Here is a 26,705-nt window from a genome sequence, read left to right on the forward strand (position 1 = left end):
TTTAATCCCATTATAAATATATTCAATGAAAATTATAATATATTATCTAATGAATATGAATTGTATATTAATGTTAATATTAAAAGCGCACTAGACAGCAAAGGAAGCACAATTTTATTTTATAAATTGGGATCTATTATTCCCCTTAAGGTTGATAAAAACTATTTACATGAAAATATATTATCTTTATCTAAATATATTTTATCTAAAGAATTTAATCAATAATAAAAATTTTATATCTAATCAAGTATATAGAAAATTTTATTAATCTTAAAATTATTAAATAAAATTTTCTATACATAAAAAAGACTGTTGATAAAATCAACAGTCTTAACTGGCGGAGAAGGAGGGATTCGAACCCTCGCACCGGTTTACCCAGCCTAATCCCTTAGCAGGGGATCCTCTTGAGCCGCTTGAGTACTTCTCCGTATTAACTCTTTGCTATAATTAAATTATATATTTTTATTATATATATGTCAACGTTTTTTATTAAATTTTATATTATAATTTTAAAAATATAAAAGGGAATAATAAATTCCCTTTTATTTATTACATATTTTTTTTAGCTTCTAATAACTTTTCATTTGCTTTTCTTAAATACTCTATAGCTTGATTTATATTGTTAGCAGTTTCTTCTTTTCCCATTTCTCTAGCTTTTTCTACCCATTCCTTAAATCCTTCTTCATGAGATTCATTATGATTAACCCAATGAACAAGAAGTATATTAAGAGTTTTCTCATCCTTATTATCAGCTATTGTTGCACTTGAGTGATGATCATGGTCATGATCATGCCCATGATGATTTCTTATACTAGTTTTATTAAATAACATTATAAATCCCCCTTATTTTATATTAAACTCTTTTTTTATAACTTTCACTGCATCTTTTATTAAAAGTGACAATGGTTTTCCTTCTAATCCTACAAGCTCTATATCTTCTGGCATTATAGGTAACAATATTTTTAAAGCTTCATTATCTGATATAGCTTCACTAATTTTAGAAGTTACTTCCCCCATCATTGAGTTTGGTATAACTACCGATACAGGAGCAACTATTATACTTGCCTTTTTAGTAGAAACTACAATTGCATTTTCTCCTGTTGCACCTTTGTTTGCATGTGCTTTCATCATAGAACTAGTTGCAATTGAGTTTGTACCCAAAGCATAAATTTCTATATATGATGGTAATTCATCTCGAAGAGATGCTATTATTTGAGCCCCTATGCCTCCACCCATTCCATCTATAACTGCTATTACCATATATTTTTTCCCCTCAGCTACATTAATTTTATGTAAATTTAAATTTTATTTAGTTGATTCTTCAATTATAATTTTATGGTCCATAAGTCTTATTTCTTTTATTTCTCCATCTATTATCTTTTGTTCTCCTAATAAATCAGTTAAATATACTTTTCCTTCGTATGGATCTACACTCACCACATTATCCATAACTCTTTCAAGGTTGTTGTTTTTTAAAACATAAGCTGCTGATTCACACATAATCTAATCCCCCTTAGTATATAATAAATTTCACTATAATCAAAAAAAGATTCCTCCAAGGTATTTCAAAACCCTCAAAGAAATCTTCATGATTTCAAATAACTCTATGTATTTTGAGTATAACACCAGATTTTATATAAAGTCAATTAGTTTAACTATATAAATTATCTTTTATTAATATATTCATTTGATGAATATTTATAATATAGCTTATTAGCTAAATCTAATTCATAATCACTTAAATGACCTTCTTCAAATTCAACATTAAATGATTCTTCTATTCCTTTTATTATAGATTTTTCTAAGCTTAAAATATCTATACTTTTCCCTATTTCATTTTCTATTCCACTAGCCTTACTTATTGTAAATTTTTTTGCGCGTTCCTTTAGTTCTACGCTTTTAGTTTTTATAACTTCATATAAATCATTTACATTAAATTTTAAAACTATAGATCCATGTTGTAATATAACACCATCTTTTCTATGTTGAGCACTTCCAACTATTTTTTTATTATTCATAGTTATCTCATATGATGCATGTGCATTAAAACATGCCGCTGAAAGCTTTTCTCTACTTATTCGCTCTCCTTGACTTAACTTATCAATTTTTATACCTTCTAGCTCTAATCCTTTAGATATTCCTTGACTTATAAACCTATATGATTCATTTATACTTTTATCCATTAACTCATTATCTTCTCCAACTACTATTGAATATGTAAGCTCACTTTGATGTAGTACAGCTCTTCCACCAGTAGCTCTCCTTACGCAATCAATATTTAACTTTTTACATTTTTCTAAATCAACCTCTTTTTTTAGATTTTGAAAATATCCAATAGTTAAACAATTAGGCTTCCACGTATAAAATCTTAAGGTAGGCTTGCTCTTTTTATCTTTGTACGAAATCATTAAGGCTTCGTCTATTGCCATATTCATTGCTCCATTATATGCTTTATTTTTTATAACTCTCCATTTTTGCATATCTAAATATCCCCTATATTTAAATTTATCTCTTTTATTGCTAAATCTATTTCTTCTTTATTTAAGTTCCTTGAGTAATTGTATATAACATGACCTGGTCTTTCATTATAATAAGGTCTATTACAATTTTTACATCCTTTTATTTCAAATGGATGCCCTTTTAAAATATCCTCTTTTATATAATTATCTATTTCTATATTATTTAAATATCCACTTTTATTGAATTTAAAGTAATCTCTATTATATCCTCTGTCCATCATATAAGTCATTAACTGTACTTTCCTATAACTTTCTATATTTGGTTGGCTTATACATTCCATTTTAGTTCCCTTTACAGGAGTAAAAGCAAATAAACTTATAGTTATATTGTAATCTTTTAAACATTTGTATAAATCATATATATCCTTATGAGTTTCTCCTAATCCAACAATTATGTGCGTACTAATTTTATTTGGGTATAATATTCCAACTTCTTTTATAAAATCTATTTTTTCCTCAAAATTATTGCCTTTTATAGTTTCATATAATTCTTTATTCGCTGCATCTATGGCTATACCTACTTTGTCTACTCCTAAATCAAAAAAATTTTCTATTTCTTCCATATCTTCTAATTTAGCTGATAAGGATATAGGTACATTTAAATATTGCTGTATATACTGTATGAAATTTCTAACTTCTTCATGAGATTCTTCACTAGCCATAGATTGTATGCATATCCTTTTTATTTTTTCACCTTTATAATTTTTAAATCCATTTAATATTTCTTCTTTACTATACTCAGGCCATAATACTCTCGATAATCTATCTTTTCTACTACTGCTTTCAATTGATTGAGAACAGAAAGAACATTTATTATTACATTTATTCCCTACCATTATATATGCCGTAGTCGGAGCTATATCACTTTTGCCTTTTTTTATACCCAGTTCTATGGCTGTTCCTACAGATAGCCTTATCATAATACACAGCACTCCTTACTCTCTATAACATCTAAATTTTTTTCTTGCACTAATTTTTTACACATTTTCGATGGAAGTACAATTTTATTTATTCCACATTCAATAGCTAACTTATCTAATCTATTTCTATATTCACCTCTAGGTCTCATACAACCTAAATTTATTTTAGTTTTAGGAAGACTTATTCTCGCTTCACATAATAGATCTATAACTTCCTCAATTTTTGGCGGCTGAGTACTCTCATACTCAGTGTTTTTAGTAGGAATCAAAACTATAAATGTTAATTGATTAGGTTGATTATCTTTTAAGTATTCTATAATTTCATATTCACCACATATATTTCCACCTTTTAACCCGATGCATATGTGTGGTGCTACATTTGTATATTTTTTTATATATTCATATGTATTTATATATTCTTCTCTATTTTTATTTATTTTGTAAACTTCTTTTATTGTATCTTCATCAAATACTAAATCAAAAGACACGTAATCTAAATACTTACATACTTTTTCTATACTTTCTTTATCCATAAGTCCTATATGTGAATTTAATTTATAACCCTTTTCCTTTAACTCTTTTATCAATTCTATATGTTTTTCTATAGGTACTTTGCCATCTAAACTACATCCTCCACTTAATAAAACACTAGTTATTTTTCTTTTTTTTATATCTTTTTTATAATTATTTATAGGTGTCATGTTTTTTAGATATTGCCCATTACAATGTGCACATCCTAAACTACAATTTATATCGGTTATACTTACTGCTAATGTTTGATTTGGGTATGAAAATTCTATTTTATTACCAAACGAATTGATTTTAGTTTCATATGCTAGTTTCATCTTTTCATTTAAATTCATATTTTTATTCTCCTAGCATTTTTTTTACTGTTGGAAATTGTTCTATATTAGTATGTGGTAAAAAACACGCTGATATAAATTCATCCATATAGGTTGGATATACACTTAATTCCACATAAGTTATTTGACTTGAAATCTCTTCTAACTTTTTCTTAGCATCATCACTTACTAAGGTTAAGTATGCACCTATTAATGAGCTATTCCCTATATAGTTGAACTTTTCCCTATCTACATCTGGAAGCAATCCAATCATTATAGCATTTTCTACATTTAGGCTATTCCCAATTCCTCCAGCAATCAATATCTTATCTATAACCGTAAAATCCATCCCTAAACTTTCTATAAGTGTTGATGCTCCTGAATATATTGCACCTTTAGCTCTTATAAAATTATCTATATCTACTTCATTTACAATTAAATCATTTTCTATATTATATTCTTCTTTAAATGCAAGTACATATTCTCCTATATCATACTCATTAAATCGTAATCTTTTGCTTTTTAAATCTTTATTAATTTTACCTCTTCTATCAATAATTCCACTCATCATCATTTTGCATATAAGATCAATTATTCCTGATCCACAAATGCCTATAGGTTTACAATCACCTATAATAGTTAACTTTGGTTTTAAAGTTTCTTTATCTATATTTACTTTTTCTATAGCTCCACTAGATGCTCTCATTCCACAACTTATACCTCCACCTTCAAAAGCCGGTCCAGCAGAACAAGCACATGTCATCATATAATCCTTGTTTCCAAATACAATTTCTCCATTAGTTCCCAAGTCTATAAAAAGTATATTATTATCACTAGTCCACATACCTGATGATAATACGCCTGCAGTTATATCTCCACCTACATAACTAGCTACAGAAGGTGCTAAATATACTTGTCCATTGCAATTTATATTTAAACCTACATCTTCAGCTATAAGTTTTGGTGGTATTGTAAACGGTGGTATATATGGTTCTTGTCTTAAAAAGTCAGGATATACACCTAGAAATAAGCTACTCATAGTAGTATTTCCAGCTACTACACTGTAAACAACTCTATTTTTATCAATATTATAGTTAATATATATATCATCTAATAAATGATTTATAGTTTCATCTACTATACTTTTTCTTAATATCTCTAATCCGTCTTTTTTTGTAGAATATATTATTCTATTTATTACATCTGCACCATATTTAATTTGAGCATTTCCCGATGATGATTTACCTATAATTTCATTATTATATAAATTAACTAAACATACTACTACAGAGGTAGTTCCTATATCAATTGAAATTCCATAAAGTTCTTTTTCTGTATTTACAGACTCTATATCAATTAGATATATATTATCGTCTATAACTTCATATGTAATTGTAACGTTAAAATTATTTTCTCTAAATACTGTGGGTATTTTTTTTAATATCCCAATGTTAAAATCTATATTTTTATATCCTAAATTATTTCTTATATATCTTTCTAATCTATTTACATCACTTATATTGTCATCTAAATTCGGCTTATCTATTTCAATAAATTTTTTAAATATGTTTTTATTAAAATCCAATTTATTTTCTACAATCATATTCATAGCTTTATTAACTATATTTTTGTCTTTATATTCATCACTACCTTCTATTTTCATATCACTCATAGATGCAGATAGTTTATCCGGTACTTCTATCTCTATATCTTCCATAACTTTACTAGCACACGAAAGTATATATCCTTGATTTATTTCATCTTCACTTATATGTATATTTATTTTAGAATCTACATTTCCATTTAATAACTTAACTTTACACTTTCCACATACCATATTCCCATTACATGGAGCATCTAAAAATATTTTATTTTCTCTAATTACATCTAATAAAATTTCCCCTTTATCACATATGATCTCTTTTTTATGAGATGCTACTTTTACTCTAACCACAAAAGCCCCTCCTATATACAAGTCATTAAATTTTAATTTTTCTATACCTATATATTCTATATAAAGCATGTTATTACCTTGATTTTTGTCTTATTACTTAGTGAATTTTTAGTTAATATGTAAAAAACTATTTTAATTCAAAAACAATTTCTCAATACCTAAAAGAGGATGCCTAGAAATATATAACAAATGGATAATATATAATATTTATTATATATTTTTCCATGAGCAAACTATATTTTTAGACATCCCCTTAATTAATTTTTTATCAAGAAACTAAAATTAATTAAAACAGTTTTTATTCTAAATTTGATTCATAACTATCTGAACTTAATAAGCTTTCTAATTCATCAGAGTCTGAAATTTTAATCTTTATTATCCATGCTTCATAAGCATCTTCATTTATTGCTTCTGGTTCATCTTCTAATATTTCATTTATTGCAATAACTTCTCCAGATATAGGAGCTATTAAATCTGAAGCAACTTTAGAAGATTCTACAACTCCAAAATCTTGGCCTTTAGTTATTTCATCTTCAACGTCTGGCATCTCAACAAATAATATTTCTCCTAATTGATCTTGAGCATAATCTGTTATTCCTATATATGCATACTCGCCTTCTATTTTAGCCCATGTATGTTCTTTACAATATTTTAAATTTGGTATAACTTTCATATTTTCACTCCTCAAAATTTACTTAATCTACATTACACACTCCATGCCTAAAGCTGGATGGCCTTTTTCTTCTAAGTATGCTAATACACCTTCAGAGTCAGTAGATATAGTCTCATCACATATCATATCTACAAAGTTTTCTATACCATGTAATTCTTTCATAGTAGCATTTAACTTATCTGCTACATAATCTTTTAATTCTTTTGGCATCCATACTATTCTAGATGGACCACCTTCTGCGTAAGCAAATTTCTTAGAAGATATGAATTGTCTTCCATGACCCATAAATCCTGGAGTTTGAACTCCGCCACCTGTCATAGAAGCAAGTTCTCCAAATGTCATACCAACAGGAGTCATTCCTGCATGTTCTCTATTTACTATAACAAATCCATTAGCTTCTGGCATTATACCGCATATACACTCAAAACATCCACAAGAAGTCATTGGATCTTCTAATATAGAGTAAAGTGTAACACTTTCAACTGCACCTTGAGATATATTAGCTACTTCATCATTTACTGATTGCCATATACCTTTTAGATCATCTATACAATCTCCTTTTATTATTGGTTGACATGGTCCTGTTTGGTCTAGCTCTTTAGTTGCTTTAGCATCTAACCAGCTAACAGCTCCGCAAAGTCCAAGTCTTTCAGGAGTTACAACACAAACATGTGCTGGCGCAAATGATTGGCATAAGTTACAAGTGTAGAATTCTTCAACACTTTCATCTACTAATGAAGCTAATCTTTCATCTCTAGCTCTATACTTAGGAATTGCATATTCTTCTTTTAACTTAGCAACTTCTTCTGCATCAGTTATTAAAGTTATTTGGCACTTATCAACAACTGATTCAAACTCATCTAGCATTTTAGCATATAAAACTTCTCCTATATGGTTTAATCTAAATCCTTTTTCAACTGCATCCTTAGATATTCTTATCCAAGTTATATCCCTTTGCCCAACATGCATTACACCTTCTATATAGTTTAAGAAATAATGTAATCTTCTTTCTAATACTGGTTCAAAGTCTTCTTGCATATTCTTTCCAGCTATATCAACTATTACTGCAAGTGGAAGTCTAACTACTCCATTTACATCTTCCACTTCATCTATATCTTTTCCTATTATTTCTATCTTATGGTCTTCAACTTCTGAAAACTCTTTTTTTCTAACTAATTCCCAAGCTTCTGTTTTATTTCCACCAAACTCAGCAAGCATATCGTTCTTTCTTATTCTTTCACCTTCAAAAGCAGCTGCAAAAGATACTGGTATTGGTATTTCAGTAATTTTTATCTTTATTCCTCTAGCTTCTAGCGAAGTTGCTACAAACTTATCATAATCCTTTTGAGTTAATAAGTTCATCGGAACTTCTAAAACATCTTGATCTGTTATAACTGGGAATCCTAAAGCTATAGCTCCCGCACCACAAGATACAACCAAATCACTCAATGGACCAAATGCATTTACAAATGCAGGAACTCTCTTAGCTGTATATTCTAGTAATCCAGATAAATCACCAGGAGTTAATCCTCCAAATATTAATGCAGCTCTTACAGCAACAGATACAACATGTATTACACTTGTTACATCATATCCTAAAGGTATAACTCTAAGCTCTAGACCCATTTTAACACCAGCTTCTATAGCTTGATCTATAACTTTTCCAACTAAGAATGTTAATAATCCTTTAGATTGGTAATCTTTTATAACTTTAGCTGCAGTATCTGCATCTGGACATTCTCCAAGTACAACAGCAACTCCTGGTATATCTCCAGTAACTAATGGTACTCCAAGAGATCTGATTATAGGGTCTGTTATATGACCTGCACAAGGTTCGCTATATGGAGCATCACTTATAGAATATTTTATAGCTTCTATAACCTCTGCTGCTAAAGCTGTCGCTAATCCTGAGTTAAATACATATTCCAATAAATGAGTTTTATTTATTAAACTTTCAATTATTTCTAAAGCTGCTTCTAAATCCCCTAAATTATTCATCTTCTTACCTGTTGCTGCATATATGCAAGGTAGAGAATATGCGGTATCCGGGAATCCTGTTTTATGTTCTCTTCCATGTTTTTCTATAGCTTCATTAAGTAATCCTTTCGCAGCTTCTAGAGCTTGATCAGATCCATTAAAAACAGTACTGTACAAATTTTTCACTCTATTTCCCCCTTTTATAAAAAAAATATATATCTATACGTTATATGCGAAACCACCTTCATTTAATTCTAAGAAAGAATCTGCATATAAGCTTGAATTTCTTATTATATCGCAAGATTTTATAGTTCTCATTAACTCTTCATCGCATGGATTTATTATTGCAGAACTAAATCCATTAGCCATAGCCATAGCTGCGAATGCACTATCTAATATAGGTCTTACATGTTTAGGACAACCATTTGATACATTTGATAATCCACCTGTAGTTAATAATCCCATTTCACTCATCATTTTTATAGCTTCTAAAACTTCCATTTGCTTATCTTGCATTCCTTTTATAACTAAACATAATGGATCAAATAACATATCTTCTGGCTCTAACCCTGCCATTAATCCCCTTTCTAACATCTCTTGACAATAAGCCATACGTTCATCATTATCTCTTGGTATTCCTTCTTTAGCACATAAAGCTATAACTTTTGCTTCATGCTCACCCGCTAAATCTATTAATTCTATTCTTCCTCCAGCATCAGCTGAGTTTATTATCGGCTTACCATGTTCTCTGTTGTAAACTTTAATTCCTGCTTCTATGGCTTTTCTGTTAGCTGTATCTAATGCTAACGGAACATTGTTAAATTCTGATTGTAGCAACTGAACACCCCAAGCCATTATATCTTCTCCATCTCTTTCTGCCGGTCCTATGTTAAAGTCTATATAATGAGCTCCTGCATCTAATTGTTCTTTAGCTCTTTTTAATATTGGAGCTGGGTCTCTTTCTTCTAAAGCTTTTCTTATCGATGGCGATATACAGTGAATTCTTTCACCTATAATCATAAATCTTTCCATTTATTTAATCCCCCTATTAATTATTTTTTCATTAAGCTTGAACTACAGATTCTTCTTTACTACTTTTATATTCTCTTAAGAATTTAGGTAATTCCATTGACTCTTCAGTTCCTATAACTACATTCCATCCAGGTAAGTTATCTTCTATATCACCTTTTAATACAGCTACTTTACCTGGTATTATTAAATCTCTATTTTTTGTCTTCTCCGAAACTCCGCTTTCTTTTATGAAGTTAGCTATGGAACTTCCTCCAAATTTCCCAGCTGCCCATGCTGTAAGAACAGAGTATCCACCTGCATCTGGTATAGCTAACCAAACCGGAACTTTAGATCTTTCTATTTCTCCTGCTATTATGAAATATGTTAATGCAAAGTCAACAGTAACTAAAACTGGTGAATTTTCATCTGGGTTATTTATTGGGTATATCTTAGTTTCTACTCTCATCGGTCTTTGTGGGTCTGTATATACATTTTGTCTAAGCGCAAATAAAGGTAATGCTTTTGCATAATCTATATCATTTAAAACTATTATAGATCCGTATTTTATTGTAAATACTGATGATAGTGCTACTTCCATCATAGGATTTTCTTTTGATAATTTATTTGCAAATATTATAGATGGGTATCCAAATGTTCTATCTTGCTCTTTTAAAGATATTCTTCTAACTTGAACTGTATTTGTAAATGTATCTTTTATAGTTTCTCCTGTAGTGTCTAATAATAGCTCTTTGTATCCTAACAATTGGATAGCTTCAGTAGTAGAATATAATTCTTCTAAATTAGATGCTTTCACTCCTAGCACCAACTTATCATTTTTAACTATATCTACCATATCTTTATAATTTTCTTTAGTCGCACCATATACTATAGGATTTGTTCCTTTCAATATTTCAACAGCTTCTTTTGCTATTTGAGGATTTTCACAAACTATAATATAAGCTATATCTAATCCGCTATCTTTTACTTTATTTAATAAATTTAAATAAGCATCTTTATCTGAACAATATCTTAAAGCTGCTATTTCTATTTTCATTTCTTCGCCTATTCTTACATAGTTTACAGTTTTTATATTTTCTATTTTCGAGTTAACTTCTTCTTCACTCATACACTCACAAAATTCTACTGCAAATCTATTTCTATTTAATAATGTTTTTTCATGTCTAAATAAGACTGTTTCTCCACCTAAATCATATTGGCAATTTCCTGTTCCTATTTTTAAAGATTTCATAAGTGGTGCTGTAGCCTCTGATAATTTATCTAATGCTTCTTGTGCCATATGAGGGCATTTACCTATTTCACACGCACCTGATGCAACCTTCATGCAAAATGCCATACAAGTTGGAAATCCACAATCTTTACAATTTTTCTTTGGTGTTAATTTAAATATATCTAAAGCTTTTAAAGCCATATTTTTCTCCCCCTAACCTTATTAAGCTAATTCACTAACTAAAGTTTTTATAGTTTCTACAGATTTTGGATGACGAAGTACTACTGTATTCGCTCCCCCAACTAATGCACTTGCAGCTGTTGATATTTCCATGTTTATACCTCTAGCTTCTTGGCATCCCCAAGTTGGTTCATCTTCCACACTAGCTACAGATTCTTTTACATTCCAAGTTTCAAAAGAAACAGGTGTTATTATAGGCATCTGTAATGTCTTATCATTTTGACCAAGTGCTGCAAGTCTGATTCTATCCATCGTAGATGCAACGTATTCATATCCATAACCTACCGCTGAACATCCTACATTCATTACTATATTTTCTTGTTTAACTCCTAATTGAGTTAATAACACATTTAACTGCTTAGCTAAGTTTATATCAACAGAAGACTCAGCTCCAACCTTATGGCTATAAGCCATACCAGCCGCTGCTCCTACCCCTTTATAATTTTCTTCTGTAGCAGACATAAATAAACAGTTATATCCATCTACTGATTGAGCTACTTTTTCAAAAACCTTAGCATCTTTTTCAAAATTCCCAGTCCCAGCTATAACTATCGGTAACGATATATTAGATACAATATCTTTTGCTAAATCCCCACACTCTTCAGGCGTTTTATCTAATCCATTAGGGTCTGCTCCTTCAAACTTTAAACATATAAAATCAGGCTTTATATTTTCCTCTATGTACTTAGCCCATTTAACGCTATCATTAGCTACATCTTTGTATAAATCTTTTATTGCTTCAGTCCAGTTTTCTGGATATACATCTAGCATCTCAACACCTATTTTTTGAGTGTTTGTTTTTTCTCCATCAAAGTTATAAAAAGGAAGTATATTTTCTCCTCCTATTTTTATAGAGCTTTCCCCTGAACCTATTTCCGCCTCTGATATCTTACCAGAGTATTTTTGAACAGACATCTTGAATGCCATATTTTTCTCCCCCTTAGCCTAATTTAATTCTAATTTAGATATAATATCTTTAATAGCTACTTTTGACTTAGAATCTTCAGGTAATTTTACTAAAGGTATACCCGATGAATCGTATTCATATATCATCTCATCTAAAGGTATCACTCCCAAAAGATCTAATTTATGTTTTTCAATTTCTTCTTTTACCCCATCATTTAATATTCCATTTGGAACCTTATTTACAACTAATTGCATATCGCCTACATTTAATTTTAATTCTCTAGCTAAATCTCGTATTCTTGCAACTGCTTGTATACTACGTCTTGAGCAATCACTAATTAATAATAATTTATCTATATGCTTAGTAGTTTTTCTACTTAAATGTTCCATACCTGCTTCATTATCTATAACTAAGTAACCATAGCTATCAGAAAGCTTATCTGTTTGCTCTCTTAAAATCCCATTTACATAACAGTAACATCCTTCACCTTCTGATCTACCCATGACTATCAAATCATAACCTGGTCCTTCTGCTACTGAAGTGTTCAATCTATACTGCAAATATTGAGCTTTTGTCATTCCTCCTGGAAATGAATTACCTTGTTTTTCTCTTTGGTTTATCTCTTCCCTTATTTGACCTAATGTTACATCAATATCCAATCCCAATACTTCATTTATATTAGCATTTGCATCTGCATCAACTACTAATATAGGTCCCTTCTTATCCTTCACTAAGCAGTCAATTAAAAGTCCTGTAAGACTAGTCTTACCAGTTCCACCTTTTCCTGCTACTGCAATATTAAATCCCATAAGATTTCCCCCTTTGTTTAGTCTAAACAGGACCTTTTCCTGTTTATGCTTTTGCTAAATTTGGAGCTGAATGAACACATTCTCCATGTACATCATGAAGAGCTTCCATTATCCCTTCTGATAGTGTAGGATGTGCATGTATAACATCTCCAACTTGTTCTACTGTTAACCCTAAATGTACTGCTAAAGATAATTCTGTTAATAAATCTGTTGCATGAGGTCCTACTATAGATGCGCCTATTATTTTATGTTGTTTATCTGCTAAGATTTTTATGAATCCTTGGAAGTGTCCTATTGCTTGAGCTTTTCCTAATGCTCTAAAATCGAATTGTCCTGTATTATACTCTATACCTTTTTCTTGAAGCTCTTTTTCAGTTTTTCCTACTCCTGCAACTTCTGGTTCAGTATATACACATCTTGGAACTGCTGCGTAATTTACAGTCTTTGAATTGCCACTAATAGCATTTTGTGCTGCTACTAATCCTTCCTTTGATGCTACATGTGCTAAAAATGGTGTATTTATTAAATCACCTATTGCATATATACCCTCAATGTTTGTTTCTAGATTTTCATTTACTACTACCTTACCTCTATTTAATTCTATTCCTAACTCTTCTACTCCCGAATTGTCAAGATAAGGTTTTCTTCCTATTGATAATAAAGCTTTTTCAGCTTTAACTTGCTTTCCATTTGAAAGAGTTGCAACAACTCCATTGTCAACTATTTCACACTTTTCGATTCTAATACCTGTCATTACCTTAATTTTATCCTTTTTAAACTGTCTTTGCAACTGTTTAGCTACATCTTTATCTTCAAGCGGAAGCAACTGATCAAACATTTCCACCACTGTAACTTCAGCTCCTAAAGCCCTAAAAAACTGTCCGAACTCACAACCTATAACTCCACCACCAACTATCAATAAGGACTTAGGTACTTCTTTTAAATTTAAAGCCTCATCACTAGTTATTATGGTTTCTCCATCATATGGAAACATGGGTAATATAACTGGCTGTGATCCATTTGCTAATATTATTTTATCAGCTTCTACTATTTCTAAACTTCCATCTTCTTTTTTTACTTCGATTTTATTTTTATCTATCAACTTTCCAAATCCATTAACTAGCTTTATTCCTCTTTTATCAAATAAAAATTCTATTCCACTAATTAATTGATTAACTATTTTATTTTTTCTACCCATTATATTTTCAAAGTTAGCTTCTACATTTCCATCTATATGTATTCCAAAATCTTTAGCTTCTTTTATAGATGATAATAATGAAGATGATGCTAGTAAAGCCTTCGTTGGTATACACCCTACATTTAAACAAGTTCCTCCAACTCTTCTTTTTTCTATAACTGTAACTTCAGCACCAAGCATAGCGGCTTTTATAGCAGCTACATAACCACCTGGTCCTCCTCCTATTACTGCTACTTTCATAGTTTAATCCCCCTATGGTTTAAATTATATATTTGCTGCATCTAAAATAGCCGGTACATTTTCTTCTGCACCTATAGCCATAATGTGAATTCCATCACATAAATTTTCATCTCTTAATTTTTGTATTAACTCTCCAGCTATTTTTATTCCTTCATTAACCCAATTTTCTTTTCCTACTGATCTAAGTCTTTCTATAAGTTCATCTGGAACATATATACCAGGTACATTTTCATTCATAAACTTAGCCATTCCTGGAGATTTCAGAGGTATTATTCCAGCTAAAACCTTTGTGTTCATATCTTTAGTATGCTTTCTAAATTCTCTCATTGTATCTATATCATACACAGCTTGAGTTTGGAAAAACTTAGCTCCTGCGTTAATTTTCTTTTTCATTTTTAATAATTGAATTTCAATAGGTGTGTATCTAGGTGTTACTGATGCTCCCAAATAAAAATTTGGTGCTCCTTTTAATTGATTTCCTACCATATCTGTTCCTTGTGATAATTTTTGTGCTGTTTTTAATATACCAACACAATCCAGGTCAAATACAGGTTTTGCTTGAGGATGATCTCCTACTATGGTGTGGTCTCCTGTTAATGCTAACATATTTGTTATCCCAAATACCCCAGCTGATAATAATTCTCCTTGTATTGCTATTCTATTTCGATCTCTTCCCGTTACTTGAAGTACAGGTTCTAACCCTTCATCTTTCAACAATTTACATGTAGTAAGTGAAGTTGTTCTCATTACTGCTGATTGAAAATCTGTTACATTTACAGCATGGACTCTTCCTTTAACAGCTTTTGCACACTCTACTAAATGTGATAAGTCCGTTCCTTTTGGAGGAGCCATTTCAGCTGTAACTGCAAACTTACCATTTTCTAAAGCTTCTTTTAATAAGCTCATTTTTTTATCCCCCTTTTAACCTTATAAAAACTACTTAAGCATTAGCCATAGCTTCTTTTTTCTTTAAACTCAGGCTTCTCGGATTGCATGCTTTTGAATAATCTTTAGGTTCTTTTATATCTAATAGATTATCTAATTGATTTATAGATTTTAATCTATTATATATAAGTACCCATGCACAATCATTTTCAGGGTCAACTTCACATTTTCCATCTCTTGCTCCACCGCAAGCTCCATTTAGTAATCCTTTAGCACACATAGTTACTGGACATATTCCTCCAGTCCAAGCAAGCTCACACTGTCCACATGCTTTACAGGCTTCTTCAAACTCTCCAACTCTTTTTACTTCTCCTATAAATAAAGTATCATTTGCTGGATATACAGGTTTATCTTTTACATTTTTAACCACAGTTTGTGTTCCATCTCCACATGCTAAAGATAATATAGCATCAGCTTCCTTTATTTCTAACTTTAATGTTTTTAAATCTTTTTTAGACTTTAAAAGATTACATGCAGGATCTAATATTTGATATCCCAATACTTCTTTGCCTTCAGATTCTAATTTTTCTTTCATCTTTAAAACTTCTTCTTCTCCACCACTTTTACACGTAGCTGCACATTGGTTACATCCTACTAAAACTATTTTTTTAGCATCTTTTATATAACCTAATATCTCTTCAAATGGTTTATTTTCAGAAATTATCATCTCTATTCCCCCTTGAAAATCTCCATTTATTTATTTTGTAATTTGCAAGCCTTTACTACATGACTAGCTAATATTGAAGTTGTGACTGATCCAACCCCTCCTGGCACTGGTGTTGCCATGCATACTTTGTCTAATATATCATCAGTATCTACATCTCCACATAACTTACCTTCATCATCTACATTTATACCTACATCAATTACTACCGCTCCATCTTTTACGTAATTATTAGTAACCATCTTAGCTCTACCGACTGCAGCTATAAGTACATCTGCTTGTGAAGTTATCTCTTCTAAATTTTTAGTTTTTGAGTGGCATATAGTAACTGTAGCATTTTCATTTAATAAAAGCATAGATACTGGCTTTCCAACAACCATAGATCTTCCTAAAACAGTAATGTTAGCTCCTGATAAATTTACATTATAGTGTTTCAATATTTCTACAACTGCAGTAGGTGTACATGGTGGATATCCACTTGCATCATTTTCTACTATTTTAGCTGTATTTATAGGATTGAAACAATCTATATCTTTTCTAGGATCTATATGGTATTTTATTTCATCTTCATTTAAATGCTTAGGTAATGGTCTAAATGCTAATATTCCATTAACTTTTTCATCGTTATTTAACTTTTGTACAGTCTTAATATAATCATCTTGACTTATATTTTCATCTAACTCCACTACTTCAGTTTCTATTCCTATAGTCTGGCATCTTTTAAGTGCTCCTCTTTCATAAGCTAAATCATCAGCTCTAGCACCTACTCTAACTATAGCTAATTTAGGTTTTATGCCTTCTTTAACTAAGTCATTTACTTCTTTTATTAAATTTTCACTTATTTTATCAGCGACTGGTTTTCCTTTTATAATTTTTGCTTTAGTTGTTGTATTGTTCATCAAATTAGCGCCCCCTATATATTAAAAACTTAAGTAAATTATAATATGAGTTTTATTTGTTTAGTTCATTTATAACTTTATTATAAACTACATCACAAATTGAAACTCCATCTTCAACAAGACGATTAACTTCATCTCTTATATTTTTCACGTATTCTTCATCTTTTATAGAATTTATATTTATAACAACATTTAATTGACCACTAAGAATAGCAGATCTTAAACATTGAACTCCAACACCAATATCACTTAGTGCTAGTCTTGAACCTTTGTCCACTAAGTCTTCATGTAACTTAATAGATTCATAGCATACTTTTACTATCTTTATTGGAACTTCACATGCTATTTTAAGTGCACTTTCCATAGTATCTGCTTTTATCTTTTTTTCTTCTTCAGTAGAATTAGGTAGTCCATATGCCTTTGATAAAGGTAAGAAACACTCTGCATCTTCATCTATCATATTTAATAAATCTTTCTCTAATTCTCTAGCTTTTTCTAATATAGACTTTACACTTTCCTCATGCTCAGCATATTTTTTCTTTCCTATTGTTAAGTTGCAAACCATACTACCTAGAGCAATACCAATAGCTCCAGTTAAAGCTGCCGCACCACCACCACCAGGAACTGCTGATTTTGAGGCTAGTTCATCAACAAAATCTATACATGTTTTTTCTGATATCTTCATACTTCTCCCCCTATATAAGGTTTAATTTTTATTTGTAAAATTATGGGTTAGCGAAGTTGTAAAACTAGTTGCTGACGTAGCACTTAAAGTACATATTTTCCGTACTTTGTGCGGAGGAAGTAACTAGTTTTACAACAAGCACCTCCTATAATTTTACTAGAATAATCCTGATATTACACCATTTTCATCAACATCTATTCTTTCTGCTGCTGGAACTTTTGGAAGTCCCGGCATCTTCATTATTTCTCCTGTAAGTGCAACTATAAATCCAGCACCTGCTGAAACAGTTAATTGTCTTACAGTTATTCTAAATCCTGTAGGTCTACCTAGTTTAGTTTGATCATCAGTTAAAGAATATTGAGTTTTAGCCATGCATATAGGTAATTTATCAAATCCTAATTTTTCTAAATTCTCGATTTCTTTTTCTGCTGCTGGAGCAAAATCAACACCATCAGCTCCATATATTTTAGTAGCTATAGCTTCTATTTTTTCCTTTATAGATAAATCATCTTCATAACAGAATCTAAAGTTATTTTCTTCTTCATCTATTAATCTTATTACTTCTTTAGCCACTTCAATTCCACCTTCGCCACCTTTAGCCCATACTTCAGAAAGTGCAACATTAACACCTAATGCCTTACACTTATCTTCAACTAACTTAAGCTCAGCTTCAGTATCAAGAGGGAATCTATTTATAGCTACAACTGCCGGTAATCCATATACATTAGTTATATTTTCAACATGTTTTAAAAGATTTGGAAGACCTGCTTCTAAAGCTTCTAAATTTTCTTCATTTAACTTATCCTTAGCTACTCCGCCATTATATTTTAATGCTCTAACAGTAGCTACTATAATAACTGCATCTGGTTTTAAATCTGCCATTCTACATTTTATATCTAAAAATTTTTCAGCTCCTAAATCAGCTCCAAAACCAGCTTCTGTAACTACATAATCAGCAAAGTGCATCGCCATTTTTGTAGCTATTACAGAGTTACATCCATGTGCTATATTAGCAAATGGTCCACCATGAACAAATGAAGGTGTACCTTCTAATGTTTGAACTAAGTTTGGCTTTAATGCATCTTTTAATAAAGCAGCCATTGCTCCATTAGCTTTTAATTGTTTAGCTGTTATAGGTTCTCCATTGTATGTGTAACCTACAATTATATTACCTAATCTTTCTTTAAGATCCATTATGTCATTAGCTAAACAAAAAGCAGCCATTATTTCAGAAGCAACAGTTATATCAAACCCATCTTCTCTTGGAACTCCATGTGCTTTACCACCTAATCCATCAGTTATATTTCTTAGCTGTCTATCGTTCATATCTACACATCTTCTCCAAGTTATTCTTCTTGGATCTATGCCTAATAAATTTCCTTGATGAATATGATTGTCAAGCATAGCTGCCAATAAGTTATTCGCAGCTCCTATAGCATGAAAATCTCCTGTGAAGTGTAGATTTATATCTTCCATAGGTATAACTTGAGCATACCCTCCACCAGCAGCTCCACCTTTAACTCCAAATACAGGTCCTAAAGATGGCTCTCTTAATGCAACTAATACATTTTTATCTAATTTAGCAAATGCATCTGCTACACCTATAGTAGTAGTAGTCTTTCCTTCTCCTGCTGGAGTTGGATTTATAGCTGTAGTTAATATCAACTTAGCTTTTTTATTTTTAGTATCCTTTTTTAGCAAATTATAATCAACTTTTGCTTTATATTTACCGTAAAGCTCTACTTCATCATCACTTAGACCTAACTTTTTAGCTATTTCTCTTATATCTTGTGGTTTAGCTTCTTGTGCTATTTCTATATCTGATTTAAATCCCATAACTAAATCTCCTCCTTACTTTATATCGTTATATCTATTATACTAAATATTCTAAGAATTCGTCATTAATCTATTTTTTATCATATTTATCTGATTTTTAGTATCTAAACTTACATCGTATGGAGATTTGCTTGATCTATCTGAATCTATAACATCTTGGTTATAGCTAATAAACCCTAGCAATTCCCCATCTTGTAAGTTATCTTTTATGAAGTTTTCATCCTCTTTGTTTCTCACTTTATTACCTACTACAAAAACTTTTTTAACCCCTATATCAGTTCCTAATTTTTTTACTTTTCTGTAAGTTTGTAAACTTCGTTCCCCTGGTTCTACGACTACTATAAAAGCATCTACACCTTGTGCAGTTCCTCTACCTAAATGTTCTATTCCTGCTTCCATATCCATTATTACAACATCATTATTTTGTAATATTAGATGAGAACATAATCTTTTTAATAAAACATGTTCAGGGCATACACATCCACTTCCACCTGAATCTACAGTTCCTAATGTTAAAAGTCTTACTCCATTATGTTCTTTACAAAATTTTTCTGGGATATCATCTACTTTTGGATTTAATTTAAACATCTTATTAAAAGTTCCTGTTTTTGCCGCTGTTCTTTCTGAAACTAAGTTTTTCATATCTGATATGGGAACTATTGATTCATAGGTCTCCTTTGGAAATCCAAGAGCTAAACCTAAATTTGCATCTGGGTCTGCATCAACAGCCAAAACTCTATATTCATCATCTGCAAACATTCTAGATAACATTGATGAAAAAGTTGTTTTTCCTACTCCACCTTTACCTGTTATAGCTATTTTCATATTCTCTCCCCCTATATTTGTCTTTAGTTTTTATTTATGCATGAAAAATAAACTAAAGCTAGTTTTCATAAACTAATTTATTTTCATACTATCTTTTCAAAGTAGCATTCTTAGTTTTATAATTTATCTATTTTTAAGCCTCCGCTGGTGCAGCATCTTGCTCTGATTTTTTTTGTGCAACTAAATTTTCAAAATGAACACGTTTCTTTTCTATATCATTTATTATCATTTGAGCTAATTCTTCTGGGTTTTCATTAACCTTGAATGTTGCCCCCATACTATCATTTAAAGTTTCTGTTAATATCTCTACTGTTTTTGAAGATCCACCTATTGGAGGCATTATACCTAAGTAAGTATCTATACCTGATCCAACGACATAAGTTCCTATTGCAACTGCCTTTTCAGACATCCACTCTGGAGCTACACCTGCTACTGGTATATCACACATATCCATATCCAAATATTTAGCAACTTCCGCTACAACATTTAATATACGGCTACAGTCAACGCAAGAACCTAAATGCAGAACTGGTGGTATATCAGCTAACTCACAAACTGTAGCAAGACCTTTACTTGCCATATTTTTAGCATCTTTGTTTAATAATCCAAATTTACCTGCTGCTGAAGCTCCACATCCAGTTGTTACAACTAATATGTCATTTTTAATTAATTCTTTCATTATAGTTACGTGAGCTTTATTTGAAACACTTCTTGCATTGTTACATCCTACTACCCCTACTACTCCTCTTAGTACCCCTGATTTTAAGCAGTCTACTAATGGCTTAACAGTTCCTGGTTTATCTATTTGAGAGTTTACGACTCTATCTAATTGACCTATTATAGCTTGCTCACTAAATCCAACTGTTGTACTTGATTTTAACTGTGGTATATAAACTTTTTCTTTATCTCTATTTTTAAAATTAAGTATAGCTTCTCTTACTATTTTTTTAGCATCATTAAATGCTGTTTCTTCATTAAATTCTATATAAGTTGACCCTGATATTTTAGCTTTTGGTGATGTCGTTATGAATTTTGTATGATAACATTCAGAAACCTTAGCTAATGCAGGGAATATACATTGAACATCAACTATCATAGCTTCAACAGCTCCTGTTATTATAGCTAATTCTTGTTGATGGAAATCTCCTGCAGTTCTTACTCCATGTCTCATAGTAACCTCGTTACCTGTACAACACATACCAGCTAAATTTATCCCTTCTGATCCAACTTCTTTAGCTAATGCTACAAGTTCTGGATCTTCAGATGCCAATACTATCATTTCTGATAATGAAGGTTCATGACCATGTAATATTATATTTACTTTATTATCTTCTAATACTCCTAAATTTGCTTCTGATTGTCTTATTGTAGGTGTGCCAAATAATATATCACTGAATATAGTTCCTATCATAGAACCTCCCCATCCATCTGCGAATGAAGTTCTTAATGATAAGTTTATTAAACTATCTATATCAGCAGTACATCCCATATGAGTTGAGTGCATGATTGTAACTACTTCTCTATCTATTGCTCTTGGTTCTATATTATATTTTTTCCATATATCTCTTCTTTGATATGGTGCTCTACTTAAAAAGTTTAATGTACCATGAGGCTTTCCAAACTCCATCAATGCCATATCTGCAATTTCATGAGCTATATCATATATATCTCTATTTTCTGTTTCTACTCCCCATTCTTTAGCTAAATTTATTAATTTAACTTCATCCTTTATTGTATAATTCCCATCTCTACTAGCTATAGCCATTGTATGTACTATACCTCTAGCATGGTCTGAATGGGCTGCTGTACCACCTGCAACCATTCTTGCGAAGTTTCTACCTACTATTACATGTTCATCTGCTCCACATAATCCTAGTGGAGTTTTTGGAGTTATTCTACAAGGTCCTGCTGAACATATTCTACAGCATACCCCTTGAAGACCAAATCCACATTGAGCTTTCATAGCAAGCTTCCTGTCATACATAGTCTCTACTCCATCTCTTTGAGCCTTTTCTATAAGTTCTTGGCTGTTTAAATCGATAGTCAACATCTTCTTATCCATACTTCTATCCCCTTTTTATAAAATTTTTAATAGAACTGAGTATGTTGTTTTATATGAGCTTCGTCTATTTCTACATTTAAAATAATCACATTTACCTAAATTATAGCAACTATAAACTCTACTTTCACTATAATTTAGGTAATTTTTTAACAAATACTTTATATATTATTATCTAGCATAGATATTAATGCTCCATAAGCTATTGAATATAATTTTGATTCATGAGAATCAGCTCTTGAAACAAGTACTATTGGAGCCTTTGCTCCCATTACTACTCCAGCAGACTTAGCATTAGCTAAATAAGTTAAAGATTTACCTATTCCATTTCCAACTTCTATAGTTGGAACTACTACTACATCTACATCACCTGATACTTCACTCTTAAATTTTTTCACTTTCGATGCTTGTAATGATATTGCTAAATCAAGAGCTAAAGGTCCTGCCAAAATAACACCATTTCCAAATACACCTGATTCACTAGCTTGTTGTAGTTTTTGTGCATCTACTGTAGCTTGCATTTTATTATCTATTTTTTCTTTAGCTGCTAAAGCAGCTATTTTTATATTATTAATTTTTAATGCTTTACATGCTTTAATTGCATTTTTAACTATTTTTTCTTTTTGTTCATAATTTGGATTTATATTCATTCCACCATCTGTAAGTATTAATAATTTATGATATGTAGGAATCTCATATATCATGACATGACTTAATAAACTATCTGTTCTTAACCCATATTCTTTATTTAAAACAGACTTAAGTAGTATTGAAGTGTCTAGTATGCCTTTCATTAAAAAATCTGCTTTTTTGCTACTTACCAACTTAACAGCTACTTCTGCACATTCTTCGTAAGTATTAGCATCAATTATATTAATATTTGCTAAACTTAAATTTAAGTCATTTGCTATTTTTTTTATTTCATCTTTATTACCAACTAATATAGGTTCTATTATATTCATATTCATAGCATCTAAAACAGCTTGTAAAACCTCTTTATCTTGAGCTGCTGCCACAGCTAATTTCATCCTTTTATTTACCTTTAACTCACTTATTATGTCGTTTAAATTTCTAATCAATGTAATGCCTCCTTATATCTTTACTTTTGTCAATATATAAATATGTATATAAAATTATCAATACCTTAATTAATCTAATTTGACATATCATCGCTTACTCCTTTTTATTTAAATAAAAAAGCTATGAGAGTAAACTCTCATAGCTTTTTGTTTATCTATATTGATCTAATTCCCTTAAACATGCAACTGTTACTTCATCCTGTGGATCTATTTCATAAGCTCTCTCTATATAGTAAATAGCATTATCTAAATCTGCATCATTTAAATAAGCCATCCCTAAATTACAAAGTATTTCTGGATCTTCTTTCTTTAATTTAGCTGCTTTCTCAAAATATTCTATAGCACCTTTCATATTATGAGTAGATGCTTCGCAAAGTCCTAATTCCACTAGTGTATCTACTTGATTAGGTCTTATTATAAGTATCTTTTCAAAATATTTCTGAGCTTGTCCTACATCGTTCATATTTCTATATGCTAATCCTATCATAAATAAAAGATTCCACCAATCACCATGCTCATCTGATAATGGTAATAATTTTTCTAAACCTTCTTCATTTTTTCCTTGGAATACTAAATTGTATCCTTCTTCATACTGAACCTTAAAGTCCATTTTTCCCATTACTTCTTGTATTTCCGCACATAAATCTTCTGGTAATCCAAGTTTTATAGCTTCTTCCCAAGTAACTTTACATTTTATATATTGGTTTTGATTGTAATAATGATATCCTAAATGGTAATGAGCAAGTGCAAAAGACTCATCTAAATCTCTAACTTTTTCTAATACTTCTATTGCATCTAATAAAAATGCCTCCATAGGTTGTTCATCACCATTTTTTTGATGTTGCTTAGCTAATTCTTGGCAAACTATGGCGTAATGGTATAAAACCTCTACATCCTCTGGATATAACGTAGCACTACATTTTAAATATATTAATGCATCTGTATATTCCCCTGCTTCAAAATACTTTCTAGACATATATCCCATATAAGCTTTTAAGTCTAGTTCTAAGTTTTTTTCTATAGCATCAAGGAACTTTTTATACTCATCATTATATTTAAAGTTGCTATCAATTCCCATTATATACATCATTGCATCAGCAATAGACATTGAACTTAATCCATTTTGAGCTGTATTAGTTTTTATTCCTTTTACTAACACATCATTTTTTATAGGTACATCTAATCCATCTTCAGGAAAATCATATCCTTTTAAATTAAAGTCTGCACCATTTTTTATTCTTAAGAATGCTAATTCTTCGGCTTTTTTTAATATATGTTTCTCAACTCTAAACTTCATTTTATACCTCCTATATTTCTACTGTGTATGATTTAGATTTCTCAAACACCTTTTTATCATCATAAACAAATAAAACGGTACTTTCCTTTGGTTGTAATTTAGTTTTTATGTCTTTCTTTAATTCTAATATATCATATTTAAATATTTCAAAATGAACATACTTTATTATTTGTTTAGCAGGAGTATTTTCAAATCTAGGTATATATTTTAATATATTTTCTTCATTTTGTAAAAATAAATGGCATCTATTTTTAAAATCTTCAGCGTCTACTTTATCCATAAATGTAGGAACACTAGATGTTTTTCCTAAAGATATGTAATCATATTTTATAATTTCTCTAAATAAATCATTATTTAAATTGATTTTTTCTACATAAAAATCTAATAATATTTTATATAATTGGTTCTTACCTTGTGACGCATTAAAATAACCATTATCATTAAAATATGTTGCAAAATTTTCAAAGAATTTAAATGGACTTTCTTTATAGTAATTATGAATTATATATCTCATTGAAAGAACAAAGTTTTTAGAATTAAAATATCTTTCTAATATTTCCTCTATATCTTTTAATTTTAAAATTTCATTGTAACTTATATACTTATTGTATAAAACTTCATATGGAGGATAGTCTTTATATCTGAATTCATGCTCATCTGCATTATTTCTTATACCAGTTCCTTTTATCATTTTTAAGAAACCTAATTGTAGGTGCTCTATACCTAAATTAAAAACATCATTAAATGAGTTTTCAAAACTACTATAATTTTCATATGGCAATCCAGCTATTAAATCTAGATGTTGATGTATATTTCTGTATGTAGCTATTTTTTGAACTACATATGAAAGTTTACTAAAATCATCTCTTCTCCCTACAGCTTCTAATACCTTTTCATTTGTAGTTTGAACTCCTATCTCAAACTGAAATAAACCTTCCTTGCAGTCTTTTAAAAACTCTAACATATCTTCTGTTAATAAATGAGCTGTAACTTCAAAATGATAAGTTGTATATTCATTATCATTTTCCATTAAAAATTTCATAATCTCCATAGCGAATTTTTTATTTGCATTAAAAGTTCTATCTATAAATTTTATTTGAGAAACTTTTGCATCTATAAGAGCTTTCAAGTCTTTTTTTACTCTATCTATACTAAAATATCTTAATCCTTGCATTGTTGAAGATAAACAATATTGACAATTAAAAGGACAACCTCTAGATGTTTCATAATATACTATCCTATTTTCGTATTCATCTTTATTTAACGTTTCATATGGACTAGGTATCAAATCTAAATTTTCTAAAAGTCTCATAGGTTTATTTGTTATAACTTTATCCTTACTTCTATAAACTAGACCATCTACATCTTCTATTTTCATATCGCCTTTTAGATATTTTGTAAAATCTCTAAATATAAGCTCGCCTTCTCCATAAAGTATGTAGTCTACAAAATCATACTTTTTCATAGCTTCTTCACTATCGTAAGTTACCTCTGGTCCGCCTAAAGCTATTTTGATATTTGGCTTTATTTTCTTTAAATTATTACATATCTTAACAATATCATTTACATTCCATATATATGTTGAAAACAGTATAACATCATAATTATTTACATATATATCTTTTAGTATAAAATCTAACTCATTGTTAATTGTGTATTCTTTTATTTCTACATCTATATTTTCAATATCCTTTACCATTTGGTTAAGATATCTTATTGCTAAATTTGTATGTATAAATTTAGAATTTAATGTTGTTAAAAGTATTTTCAATTAATTCACCTCTTTTTTTAATTTTCTTAGCTATAATTGTCTATTTTTGTTAAAATACTATATGTATGATTTTTATTTCTAACATTTTGTATAAAAAGAAGGTTTTTTTATATTATTGTAGAATTAT

25 protein-coding genes and 1 tRNA gene are annotated in these 26,705 nt (G+C 30.1%); 1 reads left to right on the plus strand and 25 read right to left on the minus strand.

Annotated features, from left to right (window positions below; all coding sequences use genetic code 11):
* A partial coding sequence (locus ACRCYC_RS17145; RefSeq protein WP_438620318.1) for a hypothetical protein occupies nucleotides 1–225 on the plus strand: 225 nt, incomplete at its 5' end.
* 110 nt (nucleotides 226–335) lie between these two features.
* On the opposite strand, the gene ACRCYC_RS17150 is transcribed toward ACRCYC_RS17145, so the two are convergent.
* From ACRCYC_RS17150 to ACRCYC_RS17270, 25 genes are all read right to left on the minus strand, one after another.
* A tRNA-Ser gene (locus ACRCYC_RS17150) sits at nucleotides 336–427 on the minus strand.
* 122 nt (nucleotides 428–549) lie between these two features.
* Nucleotides 550–831: a hypothetical protein gene (locus ACRCYC_RS17155; RefSeq protein ID WP_438620319.1), complete on the minus strand. Its 282-nt coding sequence runs from the start codon at nucleotides 829–831 to the stop codon at nucleotides 550–552.
* A 12-nt stretch (nucleotides 832–843) separates the two neighbouring features.
* Nucleotides 844–1,260, minus strand: a complete 417-nt coding sequence (locus ACRCYC_RS17160) for a DUF3842 family protein (protein WP_438620320.1) — start codon at nucleotides 1,258–1,260, stop codon at nucleotides 844–846.
* Nucleotides 1,261–1,305: 45 nt separating this feature from the next.
* Nucleotides 1,306–1,500 (minus strand): CooT family nickel-binding protein, encoded by a 195-nt coding sequence (locus ACRCYC_RS17165; RefSeq protein ID WP_438620321.1) that lies wholly within the window; start codon nucleotides 1,498–1,500, stop codon nucleotides 1,306–1,308.
* A 164-nt stretch (nucleotides 1,501–1,664) separates the two neighbouring features.
* Nucleotides 1,665–2,480 carry a lipoate--protein ligase family protein gene (locus ACRCYC_RS17170; RefSeq protein WP_438620322.1) on the minus strand — a complete coding sequence of 272 codons (816 nt, stop codon included), beginning with the start codon at nucleotides 2,478–2,480 and terminating at the stop codon, nucleotides 1,665–1,667.
* Between the two features lie 2 nt (nucleotides 2,481–2,482).
* Complete coding sequence (locus ACRCYC_RS17175) at nucleotides 2,483–3,439, minus strand: radical SAM protein (RefSeq protein WP_438620323.1); 957 nt, start codon at nucleotides 3,437–3,439, stop codon at nucleotides 2,483–2,485.
* A complete protein-coding gene (locus ACRCYC_RS17180; RefSeq protein WP_438620324.1) occupies nucleotides 3,436–4,302 on the minus strand; it encodes a radical SAM protein in 867 nt (288 codons plus the stop codon). Before ACRCYC_RS17180 ends, ACRCYC_RS17175 begins: the two co-directional genes overlap by 4 nt.
* A 4-nt stretch (nucleotides 4,303–4,306) precedes the next feature.
* Nucleotides 4,307–6,235 carry a corrinoid activation/regeneration protein AcsV gene (acsV, locus tag ACRCYC_RS17185; protein ID WP_438620325.1) on the minus strand — a complete coding sequence of 643 codons (1,929 nt, stop codon included), beginning with the start codon at nucleotides 6,233–6,235 and terminating at the stop codon, nucleotides 4,307–4,309.
* Between the two features lie 298 nt (nucleotides 6,236–6,533).
* Complete coding sequence (gcvH, locus tag ACRCYC_RS17190; protein WP_438620326.1) at nucleotides 6,534–6,908, minus strand: glycine cleavage system protein GcvH; 375 nt, start codon at nucleotides 6,906–6,908, stop codon at nucleotides 6,534–6,536.
* A 27-nt stretch (nucleotides 6,909–6,935) separates the two neighbouring features.
* Nucleotides 6,936–9,071 carry an acetyl-CoA decarbonylase/synthase complex subunit alpha/beta gene (acsB, locus tag ACRCYC_RS17195; RefSeq protein WP_438620327.1) on the minus strand — a complete coding sequence of 712 codons (2,136 nt, stop codon included), beginning with the start codon at nucleotides 9,069–9,071 and terminating at the stop codon, nucleotides 6,936–6,938.
* Between the two features lie 33 nt (nucleotides 9,072–9,104).
* Nucleotides 9,105–9,917, minus strand: a complete 813-nt coding sequence (gene acsE / locus ACRCYC_RS17200) for a carbon monoxide dehydrogenase/acetyl-CoA synthase methytransferase subunit (protein ID WP_438620328.1) — start codon at nucleotides 9,915–9,917, stop codon at nucleotides 9,105–9,107.
* Nucleotides 9,918–9,948: 31 nt separating this feature from the next.
* Nucleotides 9,949–11,325, minus strand: coding sequence for an acetyl-CoA decarbonylase/synthase complex subunit gamma (acsC, locus tag ACRCYC_RS17205; RefSeq protein WP_438620329.1), 1,377 nt, complete (start codon nucleotides 11,323–11,325; stop codon nucleotides 9,949–9,951).
* A gap of 21 nt (nucleotides 11,326–11,346) precedes the next feature.
* Nucleotides 11,347–12,291, minus strand: a complete 945-nt coding sequence (gene acsD, locus ACRCYC_RS17210; RefSeq protein WP_438620330.1) for an acetyl-CoA decarbonylase/synthase complex subunit delta — start codon at nucleotides 12,289–12,291, stop codon at nucleotides 11,347–11,349.
* An 18-nt stretch (nucleotides 12,292–12,309) separates the two neighbouring features.
* A complete protein-coding gene (locus ACRCYC_RS17215) occupies nucleotides 12,310–13,080 on the minus strand; it encodes a nucleotide-binding protein (protein WP_438620331.1) in 771 nt (256 codons plus the stop codon).
* Nucleotides 13,081–13,123: 43 nt separating this feature from the next.
* Nucleotides 13,124–14,518 (minus strand): dihydrolipoyl dehydrogenase, encoded by a 1,395-nt coding sequence (lpdA, locus tag ACRCYC_RS17220; RefSeq protein ID WP_438620332.1) that lies wholly within the window; start codon nucleotides 14,516–14,518, stop codon nucleotides 13,124–13,126.
* Between the two features lie 24 nt (nucleotides 14,519–14,542).
* Nucleotides 14,543–15,424, minus strand: coding sequence for a methylenetetrahydrofolate reductase (locus ACRCYC_RS17225; protein ID WP_438620333.1), 882 nt, complete (start codon nucleotides 15,422–15,424; stop codon nucleotides 14,543–14,545).
* A gap of 34 nt (nucleotides 15,425–15,458) precedes the next feature.
* Nucleotides 15,459–16,130: a methylenetetrahydrofolate reductase C-terminal domain-containing protein gene (locus tag ACRCYC_RS17230; RefSeq protein ID WP_438620334.1), complete on the minus strand. Its 672-nt coding sequence runs from the start codon at nucleotides 16,128–16,130 to the stop codon at nucleotides 15,459–15,461.
* Nucleotides 16,131–16,156: 26 nt separating this feature from the next.
* The gene (locus tag ACRCYC_RS17235; RefSeq protein ID WP_438620342.1) at nucleotides 16,157–17,026 is read right to left on the minus strand and encodes a bifunctional 5,10-methylenetetrahydrofolate dehydrogenase/5,10-methenyltetrahydrofolate cyclohydrolase; all 870 of its coding nucleotides are present in this window, start codon (nucleotides 17,024–17,026) and stop codon (nucleotides 16,157–16,159) included.
* 52 nt (nucleotides 17,027–17,078) lie between these two features.
* On the minus strand, nucleotides 17,079–17,711 hold the full coding sequence (locus ACRCYC_RS17240) for a cyclodeaminase/cyclohydrolase family protein (RefSeq protein ID WP_438620335.1): 633 nt from the start codon (nucleotides 17,709–17,711) through the stop codon (nucleotides 17,079–17,081).
* A 156-nt stretch (nucleotides 17,712–17,867) separates the two neighbouring features.
* Entirely contained in the window at nucleotides 17,868–19,547 is a 1,680-nt protein-coding gene (locus tag ACRCYC_RS17245; RefSeq protein ID WP_438620336.1) for a formate--tetrahydrofolate ligase, read from the minus strand.
* A 51-nt stretch (nucleotides 19,548–19,598) separates the two neighbouring features.
* Nucleotides 19,599–20,372 (minus strand): nucleotide-binding protein, encoded by a 774-nt coding sequence (locus ACRCYC_RS17250; RefSeq protein WP_438620337.1) that lies wholly within the window; start codon nucleotides 20,370–20,372, stop codon nucleotides 19,599–19,601.
* 133 nt (nucleotides 20,373–20,505) lie between these two features.
* On the minus strand, nucleotides 20,506–22,434 hold the full coding sequence (gene cooS, locus ACRCYC_RS17255) for an anaerobic carbon-monoxide dehydrogenase catalytic subunit (protein WP_438620338.1): 1,929 nt from the start codon (nucleotides 22,432–22,434) through the stop codon (nucleotides 20,506–20,508).
* A gap of 158 nt (nucleotides 22,435–22,592) precedes the next feature.
* Nucleotides 22,593–23,510: a bifunctional enoyl-CoA hydratase/phosphate acetyltransferase gene (locus tag ACRCYC_RS17260; protein ID WP_438620339.1), complete on the minus strand. Its 918-nt coding sequence runs from the start codon at nucleotides 23,508–23,510 to the stop codon at nucleotides 22,593–22,595.
* 151 nt (nucleotides 23,511–23,661) lie between these two features.
* Nucleotides 23,662–24,807 (minus strand): tetratricopeptide repeat protein, encoded by a 1,146-nt coding sequence (locus ACRCYC_RS17265; protein WP_438620340.1) that lies wholly within the window; start codon nucleotides 24,805–24,807, stop codon nucleotides 23,662–23,664.
* A gap of 10 nt (nucleotides 24,808–24,817) precedes the next feature.
* The gene (locus tag ACRCYC_RS17270) at nucleotides 24,818–26,578 is read right to left on the minus strand and encodes a B12-binding domain-containing radical SAM protein (protein WP_438620341.1); all 1,761 of its coding nucleotides are present in this window, start codon (nucleotides 26,576–26,578) and stop codon (nucleotides 24,818–24,820) included.
* Between the last annotated feature and the right edge of the window lie 127 nt (nucleotides 26,579–26,705).

The organism is Paraclostridium sp., from assembly GCF_051657365.1.
Lineage (GTDB): Bacteria > Bacillota > Clostridia > Peptostreptococcales > Peptostreptococcaceae > Paraclostridium.